Source organism: Chitinophaga terrae (ex Kim and Jung 2007) (assembly GCF_900107795.1).
GTDB lineage: Bacteria > Bacteroidota > Bacteroidia > Chitinophagales > Chitinophagaceae > Chitinophaga > Chitinophaga terrae.
Map to the genome: position 1 here is coordinate 234844 of NZ_FNRL01000007.1, position 20872 is coordinate 255715.

Consider the following 20872-nt stretch of genomic DNA (forward strand, 5'->3'; position numbering starts at 1 on the left):
AATTTTGGTATGATAAAATTGGTTAAAGATTGACGTGCTATTCCTGGTAGAGATAATTGAAACGGCCTGCCGGCGCTACGTCTCCGTTGACAAGGAAATCAATGATATTTCCCTCTTCCTGCATGTTGTCCGACCATTTAAATTCAAAATTCAGTCCTCTACCTGCTGCATCCAGGTAAATACGTGGAATACGAAGTTCTAACTGGTTACTGTTGTACTTAAATTCTACTTCTGCAACTTTTTGCCAGTTCCAGCCATTGATGGAACGTTCTAAAAATGCTTTGCCATTAGGAGTAACGCGGTTAACGACCAGGTCGTAACCTTCCCATCCGGTACTTTTCTCGCGATCTACGTCAATGAATAAACGCATCCATGCCGGATCAGACGAGGGCGTGAGCGGCGCTGCTGTTTCTACGTAGAAGTATACATAATCCTTATCCCTGGCCGTTCTTGCTGCTACAATATCGTTCCTGCCTGTTGTGTTGGTGTAGTGTGTTCCTTTAAATCCATCAGCATCCCTGTGCAGGGTGCTTCCTTTGTGCGCTTTGAAAAGCGGCGTTACGTTTTGCCATTCGGCAAATTCGCCATCGATCTTTATTGTTTTTTCGGGAGATGCTTTCCCTGGTGCAGGCATCCCCTTAAACCTGCGGATGTTGGCTACCAGCTGATAGTAATAGTTATCGTTATGTCCTCCTTTCATGGGCTCAATATCCCTGCTGTTCTCCGTATCGAATTCGTCCGGGAAAGCGTTTGGCTGTCCGCACCATACATCGTACCTGCCTGCTATCCATTCATTCCAACCTGTTACAAAAACCAGTTGTACATTTTGCTTAAGCGCATGATCCCATTGTTCCTGGAAATTAAGTCCATACTGGTATGCGTCCGGGCGCCTGTCGTGACCGTTCTTATCTGTATAACTGCGTCCGAATGCTCCCCTTGCATTCATGGGATTCAGACCATTTGCCTTCGTCCAGTTTTGCGAAACGCCCACCGTCATTTGTTCGAAGCTGCCGTCGTCGTTCTTTGCAAAACCGTGCTGCGGGTAAATTTCCAGCCATCCCCAATGGTCATTCCGTTGCGGTCCTTTGTTATAAACAGGCTGGCCCGGGCGGAAGGTGAAAAAGTTACGGATCTCAGGATCTGTGATATTTTCCGGATAGGCCATGATCAATGGTTTTCCCTTCCACATAAACCATAGATCTTTGTATTTACCAGGTTTATACAAGTCGTTATACACCTGGTTGATAGCGCTCTTTGATCCGGGCGTTGCGCCGAAAGCCATCATAAACGCGATCTGCGGCGTACGCATCCCATTCTTTCTCGCTTCCGTGAATACTTCGCAAAGGTTCTGATAGGCCGACTTCCAAACCAGGTCGCCGTTCGTACAATCGAACATGATCATATCCACACCGGCATCAGACAGCATTTCAGCATGTTTCCATACTACCCACTTATCCATGTTCGTGTAGTAGCCGAAAAGCGGCTCATTCCAGAAATTCATAATGCCCTTGGGCCACGCAGGATGATTAAAATCGTATAGGGCATCCGGATGTTTTTCCAGGAATGCTGTTGTATTATGAGGCAGCAGATTTTTGCTTTGCTCATAATGCCAGGTCCAATAAAACATACCTACAAATTTGTCTTTCTTCTCTTTTCCAACTTCCTGGTATGTTGGCAACTTCCTGCCGATTGCATCAGTGGCTGGCAAACCAGCGCTGTAGTTAATAAGCGGTTGTTGAGCAAAAGTTGAAGCAGCCAATAGTAATAAGATGCTGCTACATACTCCCCGCATCGCGTTTTTATTCATAGTGGAATTCTGTTCTGGTTGACCCTCTGACTTGATTCACTGTGCACTGCCTGGCTGTTAAGCACAATTCAATATTAGCTATATAATTCAGCGCCGGCAACCTGCCCTATCATGTACTATCCTGCTCTATCATGAACCATCCTGTACTGTCATGCACTATCCTGTACTATCCTGATCTGTATAGAAGAAGAGATTAAACGGGGAAAATCAATATGTTAAGAAAGGAAATGAGATTAGTGTTTGAAGGGGCTAACGTGAACGACTATTGGTAAAGGCAATAAAAAACCGGGTAATTATTTTTACCCGGTCAATGTTTTAAGATTTTACATATATCCCATTCTCTTCTTCCAGCAACTGTTTTTGAAGATCTTTGCTGGTAAGGGAATTACCGTCATGACTCCAGCCGGGCGGATTAAAAAGATATCTTATTTTATCGATGATGGAAGGCGTTTTTTTCATGTCTTTACCCAATGCAATAAATTCATGGAAGATGATATTTACCGGTCCACGGTCTTCTACTTCTTTTACCAGCCCATATCGTACCTCATCTTCCGGCAATTCTTCCTGGAAAGTTCCGAACATCCTGTCCCAGATGATCAGCAGCATACCCATATTTTTATCAAGATACCTTGCGTTGCTGGCATGATGCACCCGGTGATGAGAAGGCGTCACAAAAATATATTCGATGACGGGGTGCAGTTTCCCGATGGTTTGCGTATGTACCAGGTTCCCGTATATCTGGGTAACGTAATAGGCAAACAGGATATCGATGGCGCTGAAGCCCAGCAGTGCCAGCGGCACAAAGAAGAACAGGCGATACATGGGTTCAAACACGCTGGAACGGAAGCCAGTGGTAAGGTTAAAATGTTCGGAAGAATGGTGTGTAACATGTACGGCCCAGAAAACACGAACAAAGTGACCGGTGGTATGAAGCAACCAGTAAAGGAAATCCTGCAGCAGGACCAATACCGTCCAATACCAGAAAACGTTGGTAATGCGTACCATGCTGTAATGCTGGTAGCAGTAATCGAGGAACAGGAAAGTTCCTGTTTTCATAACGAGGTTCACCAAAAAGTTTACGCCCATCAGGTAAATAGTAGTGAGCGTATCTTTGGTTTCATAAAGCTTTTTATCCTGTTTATAGCTGAAATAAGATTCCAGCAGGCTTAATACAACGATCAGCCCAAACAGGTAAAAAATGGCATCACTTAAGTGTTTCTCCGTCATCATAGGTAACGTGTTTCCAGGAATATTTACTCCTATAACCAAACAAAAACATGACTCCAAGAATTACAGTGTATTCATAGCTCGCCGTTTTGAGGTAACTGGTTCATAACCCAGAATTCAGCATAAAATGGTACTGAAGCATGGTATGAATGATGATTAAGGCAGCAATTCCCACATTCTCTAAAGTCGGGGCCGAAATTACATTAATTGTCAGGAAGTAACAAGACGCTTGACGACTTTTTATTATTTATACGAACCTATGATTAAACTTTAATTGAATTTTAATATGCTTTGCCTTCTTTGGAAAGTTCCCGGAGGATGCCACGCTCGAGTAAATGCGCGTTTATTTTATCTTCTTTTCCTGCCATGGCAGTGAGGCAGCAGTAATGCGCGATGTTAACAATATTGGCTCCGGACAGCTTATAGCGCTGAGCAATGAATTGCAAATCGATGCTGGGGCAGGGCGCCAGCTTTTCGGGGAATGCCTTCTCCCATATTCTTAACTGTTCTTCAGGAGTTGGATACGGAAAATGGATCACTGACTGGAACCTTCTTACAAAAGCATCATCCATATTTCCTTTGAGGTTGCTGGCTAAAATTATCAGGCCATCAAAAGTCTCTATTCTTTGCATCAGGTACGATACCTCCTGGTTAGCGTACCTGTCGTGTGCATCCTTTACCTGCGTCCGTTTCCCGAAAAGGGCATCCGCTTCGTCGAAAAAGAGTATCCAGTTCCTGTTGGTGGCTTCTTCAAACAACCTGCTCAGGTTCTTTTCCGTTTCCCCGATGTATTTGGAAACGAGGTTAGAAAGGTCTATCCTGAAAACTGTTTGTCCGAACTCCTTCCCTAAAATGGCGGTAGATACAGTCTTACCGGTACCCGGAGGACCATAGAACAAGGCCCTGTATCCCGGGGTGACCTTGTTGCCCATACCCATATTCTCGGTCAATACCCGGTTATGAAAATGCCAGGCCCTTAATTCAGAAAGCTGATGACCGGTTTGAGGATTCAATACAACATCGTTCCAGGTTAATTTTGTTTTAAGCTCACCGGCCGGGAACTGCGAACTATAAACGGGCAGGTATTCTTCCCCGGTTGTGAAGAACGTGATCATTGCCTGCGTGAGGATCAGTTTACCACTGATGAGGGGTTCTCCTTCAGGCGGAGTTTCCAGGGTAAGCACCCGTTTTTCTGCGAAGAAATGGTTAGGATGAAAAGTTTTATGGAATAAGAGATGCCGTTCTTTCCAATTCTCTCCCACTATCAGGAATAAACCTGTTTCGGCAGTTGGCAGAAATCCCCTGAACTGCCGGCCTCTCAGGCCGCCGATAGGCGGAAAATCGCCCGGTTGCCCCAATGCTTCCTGGATCACCTCATCGAAATATCCGGGCCTGATATGCGGACATAGCGCTATCAGCAACCAGTAGTGATCAGCTAAAGTAAGTTGGTGCTTCCGCACATAGTCGGCCAGGGGCCCGCTGGCATGGTCGAGGGATGGCAGTACCAATATCGGATCGCCTGCTTTGTTATGGAGGGCCTGGCTGATACGGGCATTCAGAAGGCCAGACAATGCCTGGAAATAGTATTCCCAGTTACTATCCTGTATCTGCATAAATAAAAAAATTATGATTTACCTGATGCGCTATCCATATTCGAAGCGGATGGCGGAAGAACTTTTTTCTGCACGGGTTTCTCTTCTTCCTTCTTATCGGCCTTTTGTACAGGTTTCTCTTCTTCCTTCTTATCGGCCTTTTGTACAGGTTTCTCCTCCTCCTTTTTATCAGCCTTTTGTACAGGTTTTTCCTCTTCTTTTTTATCAGCTTTCTGTACAGGTTTATCTTCTTCTTTTTTACCAGCTTCAGCACGTTGTAAACCGCCAAAGAACGGTTCTTTCGCGCCCTTATCGAAGAAGGGGCCCTTTTTCTGGATGGCGGGGCGTTTTTTCTTACGGATACTTTTTGATCTCATATTACCGGTATTATGTGATTAACTATTTCCGGATGCCTGCGGTGCGGCCGGTTGCGCCTTCTTCTGTTGTTCCAGGGCATAGAGTTCAGCAGTGAAGCCATCTATATCGCCAGGCGATACCTGGTGCCTGAACATCCTGAACACCATTATTCTTGCAACCTTTTTCTCCAACGGGTCATCCGATTTTCTCAGTTCGGCCTTTAGATTTTCAAACTCTTCATACTCCTGGATCTTAACCTCTTCGTTAACGGAATCCAGTATAAAGGTTTGCATTTCCGGGTCATCTGCATATTTCTTTTGCAGGCTCTTAGCGTATTCGGATGGAGAAAATTCATCATCGTTAACAGAAGCCTTCATATCCCGTGATATGTCGGCCCTTAGTTTATCTTTAGCCAGCTTTCTTTCATTTTTGGCATCGCCGTTAATACCGCCGTCCAGCGCTGCCCGGCCCTGCTCTCCTGAGAAATTAGGCTGTTCTACATTCAGCTTACTAAAATCGTCGGGCGGTATGAGATTTCCATTTTCGTCGAACTTAATTGGTACGCCCACTTTAAGACTTAACCCGCTCAGATCGGCGTCGCCTTCTGCCAGCACCCATTCCTTGTAGTACAGGTTAATGGTTGTCAGCCAGAGATCCAAATCAACGCTTACGCTGCCAGTAAGCCTGAAAATCGCTTTCGGGTTAACGGTGATGTAAGCCAGTATTTCTTTTAACTGCAAGCCTTTTTCGTGGTTCCAGGTAGCGGTCATTTCCCCGCCCACTTCTCCTTCTACTCCGATACCTGCCTGGCCGCCAAGAGAGCCTTTAATAGTCGCTACCAGTACCTGGGCGCCAAGGGAGGCCTTAATCTCCATATACGCTTCCGCCAATGCTTTAGAACCAATCTTGCCTTTGATATCTACCTGGGCGCTGTCAATTTCATTAATATCAATTTCCCTGAATCCGATGGTCAGTTCCTGCAACACCAATGGCTCCCAGTTAAAGTTGAAATGTGCGCCACCGCTGATCTCAAAGAATATACTTACGCCAGGAATGCCTACCAGCGGTATTTTGATAGAAGGAAAATCAAAGAGCTTATGATGGAAATTGACACCCGGACCAAACGGCTGGATATTGTTCACACCAATTTCGCCGGCCACAAGCAGTTTCTTATCAGGGGTGAAACGCGCTTTGATAGTACCTTTGACGCCTTTGAAGATTTCGACTGTCAGCTCGCCGTAGCCAAATACCAAGACCTTTCCGTCCTGCGGTTCTCCGGTCAGTTGTCCTTTTTCATCTACTCCCCTGTTAGTTAATCCAAGTTCCAGTTTTCCAATGAACCTTCCTTTGTTGTAGTCCACAACCGCTCTTACATCCAATATTCCTTTGTCGTAAGAGAAGGTTACATTTGCTCCCAAACCCGGTACGCCAGGGAAGTCCGGCACTGCATTTCCTTTCACAGCAAAGCTCAGGTCTTCTCCTTTTTTGGAGGCGATTGTAACAGTAACGTTTCCTCCCTTCAACCCGGTCACTTCTCCCAACGTTGCTTCCGCTACGATCACAAAGTCGCCGTCTTTACCAATATTGGCGCTGATCTTCAAGGTTTTCAGGCCGGGCACTGTGAGGTTAGCCGTACCCGTTACAATGATCACGCCTTCCGCATAATCGAAGTTCACCACGGCGTCTTTCACTCCCTTTACTTTACCGGCTCCAATCCTGGCTGTACCGCCGAACGACCATCCCTTCTCGCTATGATAGCCGACCCGCAATTCTCCGTCGAACTTGGATTTGTCGAAAATAAATTTACCTGTCAGTTTAAATGCTTTACCGTCCGTACCTGCGGTGATCTCGCCTTCACCCAGTTTATCCACCCTGAACCTGATCATACCGGAGAGGTCTATCTGGTCTTTTTTGGTAGAGTAGCTGATCATCAGGAACGCGTTCGTAACATTGAACAGTTTAGGGAAATTCTTCACGATCACGCCCATCGGTATAACAACCGTGAATTGCAGATCTCCTTTACTGATCAGGAAATCGAGGTAGGCCCCTTTCAGCAGGTCTATATCCGGTTCGATGGTGCCTGTTACTACCAGGCCATTCTTCTCATCGATATAAAATTCGTTGACCGTAACAGGGCTCATACCTTTAAAACGGCTGCGGGTAAAGGCCCTGGTAGTTTTTATATAGTAGGTGTTCTTACGATTCGGAAGCTTTATTAGTTGTAATGTAATGTCGGGCGATTGTATCCGCTTGCTAAGGTCCTTGTTTAACCGGAACGTGATGTTGCCGTTATTCTCTGTATTCTGAATGGCCTGGAGATCTGAACTCACATAATCCAGCCCGGGGTAAAAGTCTTTCACCTCTCCCTTCAGCGCATCATAGGCTTTCTTCATAGGCGTTCCCAGGCGCGCGCTGACATACAGGGTTACCTCTTTCTCGCTTCCGCCAAGGGCCTTCTTCTCCGCATCGTTCATCTCGCCTATCTTATTGATATGTTCCCCGTTCTTTATCTGGCCAAGGTCCCACCGGTTGCTGAAAGTACCTTTTGTCTGCAGTTTCCAGTCGTCAATTTTAAAGAAGACGGTTATCTCGGTCGCCGGGGCATCGAGGTTAGGCAGGTCAGGAAAGAAGCCCGGCGAATTTTCGTTCACGCTGTTAAATTCGCTCATGGCGCCGGCTATGCGCTTATTCCTCTCAATACGGATAGAAGAACCGCAGGAAGTATTTACCACTGCATCCAGCAATTCGTAGTTGGTATGGTCGTCTACCCCGCCAAGTTGTTTCTCAACAATATGATCCACGTGGTGCGGCGTTCTTTTCCCGCCAACGTTCCAATATGGGATATATAGTTGCGCCTTAATGGCATCGGCCGTACCGATAATATGATAGTCGGCCTGTTCATTCAGGCGGAAGAAATAAACGCCGCTGCTATCCGGTGTTGCTTTGGCCAGTACTTCATCGGCTTTCTTATCTACTTCTACTTTAACTTCCTTTTTCCAGTTACTTACCTGTTTGGATTCTTCAGGTTCGGCGGCTGTTCCGCCCTGCTGTTCTTCTTCAGCTTTCTTTAAAACATACTTTAATTCTTTACCATTGTAATAGCTCTGCCGGGGTTCTTTTCCCTGCGGCATAGAAAGGCCAAGGCCTTTAAGGGTTGAAGAGGTCAGCTCCAGCTTTTTATCGGTTCCCGGGTAGGTAATTATTTTCGTACCGTTTTCGATGGATGCCACTCCTTTGTCCCGGCTTTTAGGCCCTCCTCCCTCGCCGGCTTTCTGGATAGCTTTCTTTTTTGCCACTCCCCCGTTCTGTTGGATGGTATGGGTTAATTCATGGGCCAGCAGATGTTCTCCTTTTGCTGTAGCAGGTTGATATTCTCCTTCATTGAAATAAATATCGTTGCCATGCGTAAACGCTCTTGCGTCTATGGCATTGTTCATGGCGGCGGCATCGGGTCCTGTATGGATCTTCACATCGCTGAAATCCTGGCCGAACGCTCCTTCCATTTGGCTGCGGGTTTCTTCTCCCATCGGCGTACCGCCGCCTTGAGAGGCGGCCAGCTGGGATTCGAGGCGCGGCGGCGCTTCTGTGGCGTCTCCTTCTGCCTTCCTTTGCAGGTTAACATTTTCAGGGGCTGCAGCAGCATGGTTCTGTTCCAAAACAGTTGGACTTTCAAATGCCCGTTGCCGTTGGATATTGCGGAACGCTTGTACACCATTGCTTTCTTCCCCACTTTCGGCAGTCGCCTGCTTTCCCTGTACTACTTTGTCGGCCATGGCGTCCGCTTCTTTCTCGAACACATCGTCCGACGGGTGCACTTTCAGCTTTGCCTGAACAGGAGGCTGGCTGAAAAAAGGAACAGCCATGTTGCCGGGTTGTTCAAAACCTCCTTTCCCCGCATTCGAAAAGAATGGGCGGCTGCTAACGCTACGTTGCAGTCCTGATTGGAAAGGAGATTTTGAATCAACTTTTTTCATAATTATTTTTTCTTCCTGAAGATTAACCAGAGCAGCAGTAAAATAATGAAGAGGATTACCCAAACCGTCCATGCCGGCAGGCCTAAAGAAAGTAACCAGCAAACCAGTTTACTCCACCAGCCAGCCTGGTTGTTGTAGCAGCCAAGCGCTGAAGCATTGCCGTTGAAAACGCTGATGCCGCCTATCGTAATACTTCCACTTCCTTCCAGCTTTCCTTTTACAAATACTTTATAAGTTCCATCGCCCAGGTCGATCACACTGTCTATTGCCGCTCCGGGGAAATTCACCCCGATGCCGCCTGCCCATCCTGGTCCCCAGAAGATACCGGTGCTGGTCGCAGGTCTGAAAGTAATTACTGTCTGGCCTGCATTATTCTGTAAAATAGAAACGCCGGATTGTGAGAGGTCAACGCCGCTATGCGTCACCATTACGCTGTTTTGCTCGAAGCGCTGAATATTACCTTCTACACTGTCTTCTGCCATCACGCTGTACAATACCTGGTAAACGCCAGAAACATTCAACTGGTTAAAATCTCCCTTATACGTTTCTGTGGCAGGATCATATACTAGTGTGATCTCATTTTCTTTTGCCCTGAACTTACTTGCATTCGCGGTGTCCTGCATTAATTCCTGCAACTTTTGCAGACCGGGAGAACCCGGGTCGCCCGTTTGTGGCGCAGCGTAAGTTCCCCCGGCCCGGGCAATGAAATCTCCGAAATCTACTCCCGGTGCAAATACGCCAACTTTGATGGTAGCGTTTTTTATTACGGCGCCGTTACGGGTCAGTTTTACGGCAGGATGCAGGGTTTGACCGGTTGTAAAGGATTTACCGCCTACAGAATAATCCAAATGCACCTGGTGATCATCTACTGTAAAGGAAAGGTAGTAGTGCGGTTTTACTGCAGCAGGGGCAGCACCGTGAGAAACCCCGATCGGTGGTACTGAATAGTCCCTTACCATCCCGCTAATTTCCCATGTTCCGTCTGGCGTTAAAACCGGGTTCGAAGCCAAAGGAAAGTTCACAACAAAAGTCCTGTATCCCTGGCCATAACGTTTAACCGCATAAGGCAATACATTGGTACCGTTTAAAGTCAGGCTGGTAATTGTGTCTCGTCCGATCGGTTGAGAAACCATTGATATGAATACTTTATGCACGCCTTTATTGACAACAAACTGTTCTTTGAAAACATAATCAGCCCCGCTTTGCGCATAATCCTTGTTCCGTATACCTACGAACTGGGGGCTGTTCCCTTTCAGTATCTTGTTCACCATGGCGTCGAGCCCTGCTTCAATCTTCGCCGGAAACTCAGGATCGAAATTTTCCAGGATCAGGTACCTGTTAGGGTTGCTGTCTGCTATTGCCGCCATCAGGTGAGGGTAGTCACCCACAACTCCCAGGCATACCGTATAAGTGGTAATTGTATCTGTAGTAGGATAAGTACCGCGCAGGTCGATGTTGCCGGTAGTAAGGAACCGGGGGTTAGCGGGATTAACCAGGTTACCGCTGTTCTGCTCTCCATCGGAAAACACGAACATTACCTTGGTATGGCCCTTAACGGCAGGTGCATTCAGCAACTGGTTACGGCCCGCCCTCATGCCATGCCCCAAGGCAGTGTTGCCGCCGGCGTTCGTATCATTGACAGTCGATTGTATAATACTGAGGTTAGTATTTGTAAGCGGAACAAGGCTTCCTTTTAAAGTTGGGGAAGCAGGCAGCACGCTGTCATAGTCAAAAAAGCGGATTCCTATGGAATCGTATTCCGTTCCAAATTCGGCCAGTTTGGTAGCCATGATGCTTACTCCTTTTTTCAAAGCGTCCATCCTGCTAACATTGGGATTAGCCATAATGGTGCTCATACTGCCGGATTTGTCGAGGATCAGGGAATAATCGATGGGGTTGCGGACGGTGACAAGTAAAGTTGTATCCGCGGTTTTAATAGTGCCAAGATCCGGGTCGCCCGCATTCACCGTTACTTTACACAACAGGCTGTATGATGAACTGGTATTCACAGTAAACTGGTTAACAGTACCTCCTTTCAACTGGGGAGTAGAGCAGGGATTCAGCGGGGCAGAGTTGCAGGTAATGGGGGTGATCTTCCATTCCACAGGTTCTCCCGGCGAACCGCCGGTATACACAAAATCAAGCGTCACAGGCGGCGCGCCTCTTACTACTACCAGTGAGAATATATTACCGTCTTGCCGTACATTCGCAGGCTTCTGGATCAATACCTGGGCCCGTACGGTAATAGCACCGAGGGACAGGAAAAGTATAAGGGCAATTTTTTTCATGATCGTATGTTGTTTTTGAGGTTATCGGTTTTTAAATCGCGCCAGGCCATTCAGTGACCAGCAATTCCGGCATCCATGAATGTCCTATTATTCCAAAGCTCCATGGGATGGTTTCCAATAGTATATCGATCGCTGATGCCTGCACCAATAAATGCCAGTTGTCTTTCCTGGAAAGTCTTCCTTCCCTTAGCAGGAAACCTTCTCTAAGCCCCGCAATACTGGTATCTCCCAATATGGTCCAATGACTGATAACAGCGTTCAACATATTGTCTGCTTCCTGCATTTCCTCTTCCTTTAAATCGAGGTATGAAGAAATTACAGCGGTTGGAGGCAAGCCGCAGAGTATTTTAGGCAGGCACAATTGCCAGTCAGGATTTCGCGGTTCTCCGTTCGCAATAAATGCAGTAAGCAATACAGCCTTATGCCTGGCTGGCAGATCAGCGAATTCTCCTTCCTTTATATATCCCAGTTCTGTGAACAGGGCAGGCAGGTAAGCTGCTATCAATACCAACCCGGCATTCTGAATAAATATTTCCTCTACCGGCTGGTTTGTCTTTACCGCGATGTCATCAACGGTTAAACGCGCTGTCTGAGCCGCAGCGCTGTCTTTACCTGATCCAAGCGGCGGGCGGACAAGTTGCTGCAGCAACGTTAAAGCGGCGTAAGGCAATTGAATTTCGCGGGAAGAAATAGCGGCTGAGAGACGCCAACCTGTATAACCGCCCCGTTGCTGCAAACTGATAAGATCAAGCACTGCGATCAACGCCCGCATATCTGTCGGCAGAATATTTTCCTTTCCTTCGGCTAACAGTTGTTTATCCCATAAGGGTAAGAGCTGTTTCCATTCTGTTTGCGGAAAGCGATGCAACAACTCTCCTGTAATCGTGTAAAAGAGTATTTCGGCGGGTGCTTTGCCTGCAGCTCCCAATAACAGTTCCAGCACGCGGGCCTGGTAAACTGCTTCTTTGCCCGTTATCAGCAACAATACCCTGAAGGCTTCCAGTATTTGCCGCTGAACACCGGAAAGCAGCTGAAAAGCAGCTATAAGTTTTGATATGAAAGATGATGAAAATACCTGTAACAAACGCTTTAGCGGACCCGGTGAGCCAACTGCATCTTTCACAAGATCTTTTACTTTATCCCTTGTTCCATCCTGTTCCATTGCCACTAACAGATCCTGCTCCCACAAGGCATTTGACGGGTATTTACTTGCGAAGTTCCAGGGCATTATCCCAGTATGGAGATAGTCGTACCAGGCCTTCCATATTGCAATAGAGGTTGGGGTGATAGCTGCTGCCGGCGCCTGCCCTGCTGTTGATAAAAGACCAGATAAACTGGCTGCCAGCAGGCTGGCCATTCGTCTGGGGAACTCTGTCTGCAACTCTTCCAGGCTGATCACGCCCAGGTCGATCTCGAGCCTGTTGATGCTCCAATGGCCGGAGGATGGGGCCAGGTCATCCATCACTGCAGCAAGTTGCTGCCGCCCTGTTCCCTCCATCAGGCTCCCGATGCTATCGGCTATCGCATGGAAGTCTTTGCCCTCGCTGAGAGACAGATCCACTACCTGTTTATATATCTGGTGCAAATTCATTTCAGTATTCACCCCTATTTTGAAGCCAGACAAAAATTTTGTTTATAACAGCTACCAGGTCATTTTTCGCCGTATTAAAATTCACCTCAGGTGTTGCAGGCGTACTCAAAGCAATAGTGTAAGTTTCCCAGGCATTTTCAAATTCATACATCAGGAAGATGTTCAGCCATAACACCCTTACCTGCAGCCAGGCAGGAAGTTCTTTCCTTATGACTGCCGATGCGACCTCCCGGTAGCCCGGATCGCCAAATCTTGAACCTGCCCCCGGCAGTACTACCAACAGGTGAGAGGAATACAGGTCTGTTCCGAAGCCTTCGGCTACAGACATATCCGGTTGCAATGGAATTTCCAGGAAATCATCTTTCAGGGCAGGATTCACATAAGACCTGGGGCGCAGCAGGATGGGCTCTACAAAGTGCATTCCCTCTTCAGGCAGCCAGTTGGAAATAATATAACCAGCCAGGTTATAGGCTGCCGTTGTGGCTAATGCCGCTGTTGCGTAGGTATTGATGGAAGAAGCCAGTATATGTTGCTGATCGTCCATCAGCACAAAAGAAAAAAGACCCGCATTTTCAATTATCCTGTAATTATCCTTTTTTACCCCGAACAGAAAGAAGTCGGTAGTACCATCTTCCGCTTCATACGTAAAAGCGTAGTTACGGCTTATCATCGCAGGATTGCTGCCGGCGTCGTATACCGTATAAGCGATGTTAAACGGGGCGCCGGAGATGCTGAACAAAGGAGCGGGGTTCTTCCATCTGCGTTTAACCAGGTTATCCGGCAATTGGAATAAATGAACAAATTTCTGAAGGATAGCCGGGGCGTTGGTTGTATTGAGTACCGGCATCGTATAATCCGCTGCCTGAAATCTTCGGGGCGCCAATACCGGGGCTGCCTGCAGGAAGTTATATTTAGCGCTGTTAGCTGCAACCGGAGAGAGATTGTTCCAGGCGGCATAATAACGGAAATCTTCGCCTATCCTGGCCAGCAGGTGATCCAGCAGCAAACTTCGTCTTGCCTGGTTTTCTGCTGTTGCCGGGGCCAGCGCCGTTTCATAATTGCTATCGAGGTACGCATCGTAAAAAGGCAAAAGTTGGCGCAGGTTAGCAGGAAAACGGGTTTCCGCTGCTGTATTATTTACAGAGAGCAACTGCATGCTATGCTCCCATTGCGATTTGAAGTTGGCCAGTACCTGCTCAAAGAAAAAGAAATATCCCCGCGCCTGCGCATTGGCCGGCGTACGTTCATCTAACCGCAGTTCATAACAGGCAGGCATTTCGTATTGTACCGGGTAATAAGCCTGAACAGGCGCAATATCTTCTATAGGGGTAATGGGAGGAAGTAATGAGATGACCGGACTGGTGACAACTGTATTCTTCAGCGCCTGGTAAGCGTTATAGACCTCTGTAATGCTGTAGGTCCTTGTCACGCCCCGCTGCCGGATATTAACGCTGGATTTAAATATGTTGAGCCTGGGCCTCCAGGTGAAATCATCCGGCAATTGCAGGCAATTCTCTGCGCTTTCACTGGCCAGTTTGTTATTGATATAGCTCTGCAGGCTCAGGTTGAATATGGCAATGATATCAGGATTCCTTTGGTGTTGCCGCCCTTCCAGCATGATGTGCAGGATGTCTGACAGGAAGATGCTTCTACCGGGAGGCATCTGCAACTGCGTATCTGAGAGGTAGCCATGCAGCAGCTCGGGTCCCTCCCAGCTTTTGTACAATTCATCTTCTGCCGGCGTTTCGGGCAGTATAACTGGGCTGATAAATCCATCCAGCACAAAAAATATTTCTGCTAAAATCGGTACTACATCAACTCCCGGCGTCAGTTCAATATCGCATTGCACGCCTATTTCAAGGATGTTAACAGCGCTTAGTTCTGCAAAATCCTCTGCCAGGTTCCTGTTAGCCATCAGCAGCTGCCGGGTTTGGGCAGCCAGCACATTGCATTGCTGTATAATTTTATTATACAGGATAACCGGCCCGTTCAGGTCTGTCAGGTAAGCCTCGTACACCGCCTGCACCGCAGCCTTTTCGTCGTCTGTAGACATGGGGGTATTGACCCGCAGGATAACGCTTAACACTAAATGCTGTATACCGTTATAGGTAATATCCAGGTCGGCAAAAAAGACGCCCTGGCTGGCAGCATCAGGTTCCAGGTTACCGCCTGCAATGGTGATACTATTAAAGGCCATAGCATCTCTGAAGGCGATGAAATCACTGTCTGTGGTATCCCAAACGAAAGGAAAGATCAGGTCGGCCCAGTAAGTGGCGCTGCTGCCATTTAGCAAATTAACGGTCCGGGACAGGGAAAGAATATTGCCGTTCAACTCGCCCAATATTTTATCCCTGTCCCATTGTACCAGGATATTATAAATCCCCCGCAGGTCTACAAGCGTACCTGCGGTATAGTTATAACTGTTATTTTGAAGAAAAAAAGAAGGAGCATATATCTTGCGCGGCGTGATCCAGGCATTGAGGATGCTTTCCTTGTCTATCAGCCATTTCCTCCAATCCAACAAGGTAACAGGCGCGTTAAACAATACCTTTTCAGGGCTGAAAAAGTCTGTTGCTATGTTATCTTTCCTCAATATCTGCAATTGTTCTTCAACCGGCAGGTCAGTAAAATACTGCTGTTCCGTTATTGCATAGCAAAGCGCTTCCAGTATGGTAATGCCTGGGTCATGCTCGTTGTGGTCTGTCCACACTTTACCGGAAAGCCTGATCACCTGTTGCATGGCATCTTTCAGCAACTGGGCATACCGGCTGTTGCTCTTATCCGGCGCTAATTTCTGGAGAAAAGGGATCATGAAACAACTTGTTTGGTATTGGTTCCATTACGCTGCGTTGCGCCAACCGTTTGTACGGCCAGCTGCGGGCCGAGCTGCGCCTGCAGATTATGGATAAGCTGGTGTACCTGGATATAAGGAAGATTGCTTAACGCTGTCAGGATAAGGCTTGCTTCTTCCGGCGTGATTTGTAAGTGCAGGGGTTCAGACATCTTTCAGGATTTTTGTTGCAATTGTTCAATTTTACTATCCAGTTCTTTGATGGCGTTGACCATTACAAACATCAACGGGCTTACATCCAGGAGGATCATATTTTCGGGGTACTCTTCAGAGCCCGGGTTCCCACAACGTTTAACCATATACGGCATTATTTCTTCCACCTCCTGCCCTACCACTCCTATTTGGGTTTCACCAGCCGTAGTTCCGCATTTCCCGTTATAAGTATAACTAACTGTACGCAACGCTTTTATTTTTTCAAGTCCATCGTCAAAGGCCGCAATATCTTTTTTTGCCCGCAGGTCGGAAGTATACAGCCAGGTGCCTGCGCCTGTTGTTTTGGCGGCATGACCATGTACGTGAAGCAGCACAGGGCCCGGCGGCGAAACGGTGAGGCCGGGAATTTCCGTTGTGTTGCCTAACATCATGATCCCGTTTTTAAACTGTGCAAACGGGATACTGTTGTTGCACAGGTTAATAGGTTTGCCATTGACTGTGTTGATGCTCACTGATCCGTCGCTATCCTGTCCTATGGCGAAATTCAGGTCTACATTCCCGGCATTGGGCGCAGCTATTGGATCTCTCAGCGAATTATGGAAGAACAGGGCTTTGCTGGTTCCTACGCCATTGTTGCCGATAACTGCGGTACCGGTCCTGATGGTACTTTTAGCGCTGACGGTGCCCACTTCAAGATTATCTACCAGGGCTGAAGGCGCCGGACCTATATTAATGCCTACCTTTCCGCGATAAGCGATATCAGACAATACAGTAGGCGATTGTGAGGCCAGCGGGGTAAACGCCTGCGTATCGCCGCCTACCGACTTCCAGGCTCCTCCTACGTAATACTGGATCACGCTTCCGTTAAAACGCATGCTGCCATTCTGAGGAGTGGCCGAGAAGTTACCCAGCGTAAAATTCCCAATGGTAGTCTGATTATTCGCAAAGTTGAAATTATCATCCAACCGGTGAACAAATGAATCGAATAAGTCAGAGAAATCGTTCCCGTTAGGCCTCGCGCCATCACGGAACAAAACTTTTAATACTGACCGGTTTTTTTCCATAATATTAGTATTTAGGGGTACATCAACTTTTACTGATAATAAAATCAATGTTCACTGTCATCATTCCTATTCCCAGGGCTATCACGCTGTTGCAGGAACGGGAGCTGTCGACCACTGTGATTGCATGCCTGGGTACAGAAACCAGTATGGATGCAGGCAAAGAAGGGGTCACCACTTCCCAGTCTGTTCCAACTAAAAAATCATCTCCTATTGTCATCACATCTATAAAAGGATTAGGTTTCCTGCTGATGCTGAAGTCTTTTCCTATTTTCATTTTACCAATAGCCGAGCTGCCATTGTCCGTTGCCTCCAGGTGAAATAACCGGAAGTCTGTTATATAATCGACATACGGCAGGTTCTCTATGAAATAAATGATCTCCGACCTGTAAACCGCAGTATCGAAATGCAGCCTGGATGCTTCATCAAATGCCCAGGGCGATATGTACCTGATAAGATCCGTATTCAATTGCTCCAGGTAATAAGCGGGGTCGTATCCGGCCAGGAACTTGACCATAAAATCTGCCAGCAGTTCTTCATACACCGGGTTCAACACCTGTATACCGGCAAAGGCAGGCAGGTAGCTGCGCAAACCTGAGGCGATATTATCCAGCGTATAGCCGTTAGCTTTAGGTTGCAATCGTTTGGCTAAAGGCTGGTGCATATTCACTTTTGGGATGATCACCACGGTAGTAATACCCGGACTGACCGTAGTACTGGCATTGAGCGATTTTATCTTTGCTATTTCGGGGAAGGCCGCCAGCCCAATACGTTCAATATCCCAACTCTGTATAGCACGGTTCCGGTGTCTCAACCTTTCCGACATCCTCGTCATGAAACTGCCTGCACTTTCTGCCGGCCTTCCACCATAAGACGCATAAGGTTGCATTACTCTTTTCAGCGCATTGCTGCCCGCAGGCAACTGGGCGATACCCCCCGGTGGCAGACCGGCGGTAAGATGGGCAGCCAGGGTATCGGGGAACTCTTCCAGTGATGCAATATCCAGCACCGCCTCTACGGCCTGGGTGAAAATTCCGTCTATCGGTGCAATGCGGTTCAATCCCTGCTGTAGCGCTGCACGTAGCCAGGTTAACCGGCCAGGCATGGCGGCTGCGTTATTATTCGCATCGTCGCCGGTCTGGAGGGCGATAATACCCGTTTGCCTGAAAGCCGCCGTCGTATCCAACGCAACCTGGTCGGTACGCAAACGTTGCCAGGTATTGCCGGCCAGGTAACTCCAACTAATAACCGGGTCTGCGTAGCCCGATGGATCAGTACCCGAAGGAGGCACTTCATCAGGCGCAAAATGGAACAGGGTATTCACCTGCTGTAAAGGCAACAGGTTATCGAACCCTATATAGAGGTAACCATAATCCGGGAAAGAAGGGAACAGCGATATACCCGCTTCTTTCTGCTCTTCAATACCAAATGGAGTGATATGGAAAAACCTGTCTGAATCCCCGGGAAAAACGGTATCTGTTGCCGTATAATCCAGCGATACTTCTTTCAACACCGGAGTATAGGGCGCCTGGGGAATAGTATGAGTCCCCGCAGGATTCTGGATCATAGCCTGTGTTGCCGCTGCCAGTGCATTAGCATAGTTATTATGCCCGAACGCTGTAAAGCTGGGATAAGTGGGCCCTGAAAGGGTCAGGCGAATGAAGCCGCGGTCTATGCCTGGCACGTAACCGCCCGACAGGTCAGGGATTTCCACATCCCTTGCCAACGGAACAGCGCCGTTGGCCGTCTGGATCTTATTCTCCGTCAGTTCAATACTGGCTTCCAGGTCTTTGCTGCCGCCCTGGAACATCAATCCGTCTTCCACCAGTTCATGCCCGTCGAATGTCCCGTTAAGCAGCATATCTATATTCACTTTAAAATCGGTATACGAGAACCAGGGAACAATTGAATACCCTGCATAGTATGCCGCAAAATTGACCGGCGGGTTTTGCCATTTCAAATGAACGGTTGCCTGGGTGATATTCTTACTGAAACACTCCCTGCATCCAATATAAAACCTGGAGCCAATGGCAGGCCAGGAGCCGAAAATGGCAAACGGGCTATTGGGATTCAACAATCCCTCATCGTTCTGCACTACCAATTGTTTCAACCCTTTCACCGTAACAGTGACCGTTGCCGCAGCAAGCTGGAAGTTCAGCAACTCGGCCGGTATCCCGTTCTTTTCACTGCCCAGCACTTTGAGTACCGGTATTCCTTCTGGAAAATTGCCTGTGTGGATCGCATTGCTGAATCCTGTAACCGCCCCTGAGCCCTCCAGCAACAATAATGTCCAGCGCAATTGTATGCTGTTGAAAGGCGCTGCTATCATTTCGGCAGCCAGGATCTGAGGCGTGATCCAGCCTTTTTCGCCAGTAAGTGCCAGCGTGATGCCTGATATATCTGCCAATGCCGGCGCCACAGGATACGATACCGAAGTTAGTGTGATGGTAACCTGTCGTCTACCTCCTTTCATCTCCAGCAATTGCGAGGCAACAGCCCATCCCACTGTAGCGGGTTCCATTACCTGGGCGGGGTTTTCTGTACTGCCCTGCGGTATTCCAAAAGGCAAAAAATTACCTTGCAGGCTGGTAAGATCGTATACCTTCTTCCAATATTTTGTCCCGGAAGGGAATCGTTCCGGAAACAGTGAGCAGGCTGTCACTGCCTGCGCGTGGTTCACCACTATATCGCTCATCGTCAGGTAGCCAAGCGATATACCGTCTTCTGTTTTTCCTGCATTCAATAAAGTGTTTGCACGGATTAACTGCGGCGCCGCATTCTTATTCAGTTCAAATAACACCTGCACCTTGTCTGGAACCGGTTCATGCAGAGGAAATTTTAGCAGCTTGCTGTAATACCACTTTGCATGTGCTGATGGCAGAGCGTTGAGATGATCTTTTAGTTTGTTATAGAGAGATAAAAAAGTGAGCAGCAGTGTAACCTGCGGGGGCAGGTCCTGTGTTTCACGCCTGCTTTCCGCCACTACTTCTATTGGCTCCAGTTGCGGGGTAACGGTGTTGGCCAGCAGGCTTTTAAACAATCCTGTCCAGTTACCCGCATCGTACCCCTCTTTATTGAAAAACACCAGTTGTTTGGATAACCCGTACAGGAATTGCAGCAATTCGTCCGGGTCCCGGTCTTCCAACTGCACATAGTCATCACGCAAGGCCGACAGTAACCTGTCCCATTGCCCGATGCCGTCGGAATACAAAAGCGCCTGGTATATTGATTTTAATTCTTCCATTACTTAATTGTTCCTTCATTCAGGTAAAAAGGATAAACAAGGTTGTACCTGGAGTTAGTTGACAGTATGGTATAATCCAGGGATATCAGCAACAGGCCGGTTAATTCATCAACCTGTGTTATTTTGATAGTATTCAGCTCAATCCTCGGTTCATAATAAAGGATAGCTGTTTGGATAAGGTCTTTCACATATGCGAGCATGCTTGTTGTAAGCGGCTCAAACAACAATACATCCAGGTTGCAGCCATACCTTGGCTGCATCACTCTTTCGCCCTGCCTGGTGCCAAGCAGGATCTGGAGGCTTTGACGTATATCCGCTTCTTCGGATGCCATCTCTACATCTCCTGTTTGTTGAAACGATATGGGAAAGCTCCATCCGTTACCTAAAAATGATTGATCTGTATTCATAGTGATCTGCTATTTTTCAACCTATCAATACGGTGAATTCTCCGGCGATTATTTGTCCGCCATGCGCGGTTGGATCTCCCATTCTTGCCGCCGGTTTGCCTCCTATAAGAACGGTGACCGATCCCTGTATGATCGTATCCGGAGGCCCTGTACATACCGCCATGTCGCCTACTACCACTGCCGGAACTCCGCCAATGAGCACCGATGGCACCCCAGGCCCGCTACAGGGTCCGCCCACATGCGGAATAGCCGGCGCCCCCGGCGTTACCTGGGGACAAACGTGCATATCAGAAAGCCGGGCTGCGGGTTGTCCCATACCT

General features: G+C 47.8%; 13 protein-coding genes. All 13 read right to left on the reverse strand.

Going from position 1 to position 20872, the window contains the following annotated elements; translation table 11 throughout:
* Positions 1–37: 37 nt before the first annotated feature.
* Complete coding sequence (locus tag BLV62_RS10075; protein ID WP_211117889.1) at positions 38–1807, reverse strand: DOMON domain-containing protein; 1770 nt, start codon at positions 1805–1807, stop codon at positions 38–40.
* A gap of 315 nt (positions 1808–2122) precedes the next feature.
* A complete protein-coding gene (locus tag BLV62_RS10080; RefSeq protein WP_089761293.1) occupies positions 2123–3037 on the reverse strand; it encodes a sterol desaturase family protein in 915 nt (304 codons plus the stop codon).
* A 278-nt stretch (positions 3038–3315) separates the two neighbouring features.
* Positions 3316–4647 (reverse strand): ATP-binding protein, encoded by a 1332-nt coding sequence (locus BLV62_RS10085; RefSeq protein WP_089761230.1) that lies wholly within the window; start codon positions 4645–4647, stop codon positions 3316–3318.
* 11 nt (positions 4648–4658) lie between these two features.
* Positions 4659–5003 carry a hypothetical protein gene (locus tag BLV62_RS28540; protein WP_211117890.1) on the reverse strand — a complete coding sequence of 115 codons (345 nt, stop codon included), beginning with the start codon at positions 5001–5003 and terminating at the stop codon, positions 4659–4661.
* A gap of 18 nt (positions 5004–5021) precedes the next feature.
* On the reverse strand, positions 5022–8957 hold the full coding sequence (locus tag BLV62_RS10095) for an eCIS core domain-containing protein (RefSeq protein WP_211117892.1): 3936 nt from the start codon (positions 8955–8957) through the stop codon (positions 5022–5024).
* Between the two features lie 2 nt (positions 8958–8959).
* Entirely contained in the window at positions 8960–11245 is a 2286-nt protein-coding gene (locus BLV62_RS10100) for a vWA domain-containing protein (protein ID WP_089761233.1), read from the reverse strand.
* 31 nt (positions 11246–11276) lie between these two features.
* Positions 11277–12869 (reverse strand): contractile injection system tape measure protein, encoded by a 1593-nt coding sequence (locus BLV62_RS10105; RefSeq protein WP_139170062.1) that lies wholly within the window; start codon positions 12867–12869, stop codon positions 11277–11279.
* Positions 12838–15648, reverse strand: coding sequence for a hypothetical protein (locus tag BLV62_RS10110; RefSeq protein WP_089761237.1), 2811 nt, complete (start codon positions 15646–15648; stop codon positions 12838–12840). The genes BLV62_RS10105 and BLV62_RS10110 overlap by 32 nt, the downstream gene beginning before the upstream one ends.
* Positions 15645–15839 carry a hypothetical protein gene (locus tag BLV62_RS10115; RefSeq protein ID WP_089761239.1) on the reverse strand — a complete coding sequence of 65 codons (195 nt, stop codon included), beginning with the start codon at positions 15837–15839 and terminating at the stop codon, positions 15645–15647. Before BLV62_RS10115 ends, BLV62_RS10110 begins: the two co-directional genes overlap by 4 nt.
* Before the next feature lie 3 nt (positions 15840–15842).
* A complete protein-coding gene (locus tag BLV62_RS10120) occupies positions 15843–16904 on the reverse strand; it encodes a tail fiber domain-containing protein (protein WP_089761241.1) in 1062 nt (353 codons plus the stop codon).
* 22 nt (positions 16905–16926) lie between these two features.
* A complete protein-coding gene (locus BLV62_RS10125) occupies positions 16927–20145 on the reverse strand; it encodes a hypothetical protein (RefSeq protein ID WP_089761243.1) in 3219 nt (1072 codons plus the stop codon).
* The gene (locus BLV62_RS10130; protein WP_089761245.1) at positions 20145–20552 is read right to left on the reverse strand and encodes a GPW/gp25 family protein; all 408 of its coding nucleotides are present in this window, start codon (positions 20550–20552) and stop codon (positions 20145–20147) included. The genes BLV62_RS10125 and BLV62_RS10130 overlap by 1 nt, the downstream gene beginning before the upstream one ends.
* A gap of 16 nt (positions 20553–20568) precedes the next feature.
* Positions 20569–20868 carry a PAAR domain-containing protein gene (locus BLV62_RS10135; protein WP_089761247.1) on the reverse strand — a complete coding sequence of 100 codons (300 nt, stop codon included), beginning with the start codon at positions 20866–20868 and terminating at the stop codon, positions 20569–20571.
* Positions 20869–20872 lie beyond the last annotated feature (4 nt).

Bases quoted from the DNA above. Each gene is read 5' to 3' on its own strand.
- BLV62_RS10075 (WP_211117889.1), bottom strand. From the start codon at position 1,807: ATGAATAAAAACGCGATGCGGGGAGTATGTAGCAGCATCTTATTACTA.
- BLV62_RS10080 (WP_089761293.1), bottom strand. From the start codon at position 3,037: ATGATGACGGAGAAACACTTAAGTGATGCCATTTTTTACCTGTTTGGG.
- BLV62_RS10085 (WP_089761230.1), bottom strand. From the start codon at position 4,647: ATGCAGATACAGGATAGTAACTGGGAATACTATTTCCAGGCATTGTCT.
- BLV62_RS28540 (WP_211117890.1), bottom strand. From the start codon at position 5,003: ATGAGATCAAAAAGTATCCGTAAGAAAAAACGCCCCGCCATCCAGAAA.
- BLV62_RS10095 (WP_211117892.1), bottom strand. From the start codon at position 8,957: ATGAAAAAAGTTGATTCAAAATCTCCTTTCCAATCAGGACTGCAACGT.
- BLV62_RS10100 (WP_089761233.1), bottom strand. From the start codon at position 11,245: ATGAAAAAAATTGCCCTTATACTTTTCCTGTCCCTCGGTGCTATTACC.
- BLV62_RS10110 (WP_089761237.1), bottom strand. From the start codon at position 15,648: ATGATCCCTTTTCTCCAGAAATTAGCGCCGGATAAGAGCAACAGCCGG.
- BLV62_RS10115 (WP_089761239.1), bottom strand. From the start codon at position 15,839: ATGTCTGAACCCCTGCACTTACAAATCACGCCGGAAGAAGCAAGCCTT.
- BLV62_RS10120 (WP_089761241.1), bottom strand. From the start codon at position 16,904: ATGGAAAAAAACCGGTCAGTATTAAAAGTTTTGTTCCGTGATGGCGCG.
- BLV62_RS10125 (WP_089761243.1), bottom strand. From the start codon at position 20,145: ATGGAAGAATTAAAATCAATATACCAGGCGCTTTTGTATTCCGACGGC.
- BLV62_RS10130 (WP_089761245.1), bottom strand. From the start codon at position 20,552: ATGAATACAGATCAATCATTTTTAGGTAACGGATGGAGCTTTCCCATA.
- BLV62_RS10135 (WP_089761247.1), bottom strand. From the start codon at position 20,868: ATGGGACAACCCGCAGCCCGGCTTTCTGATATGCACGTTTGTCCCCAG.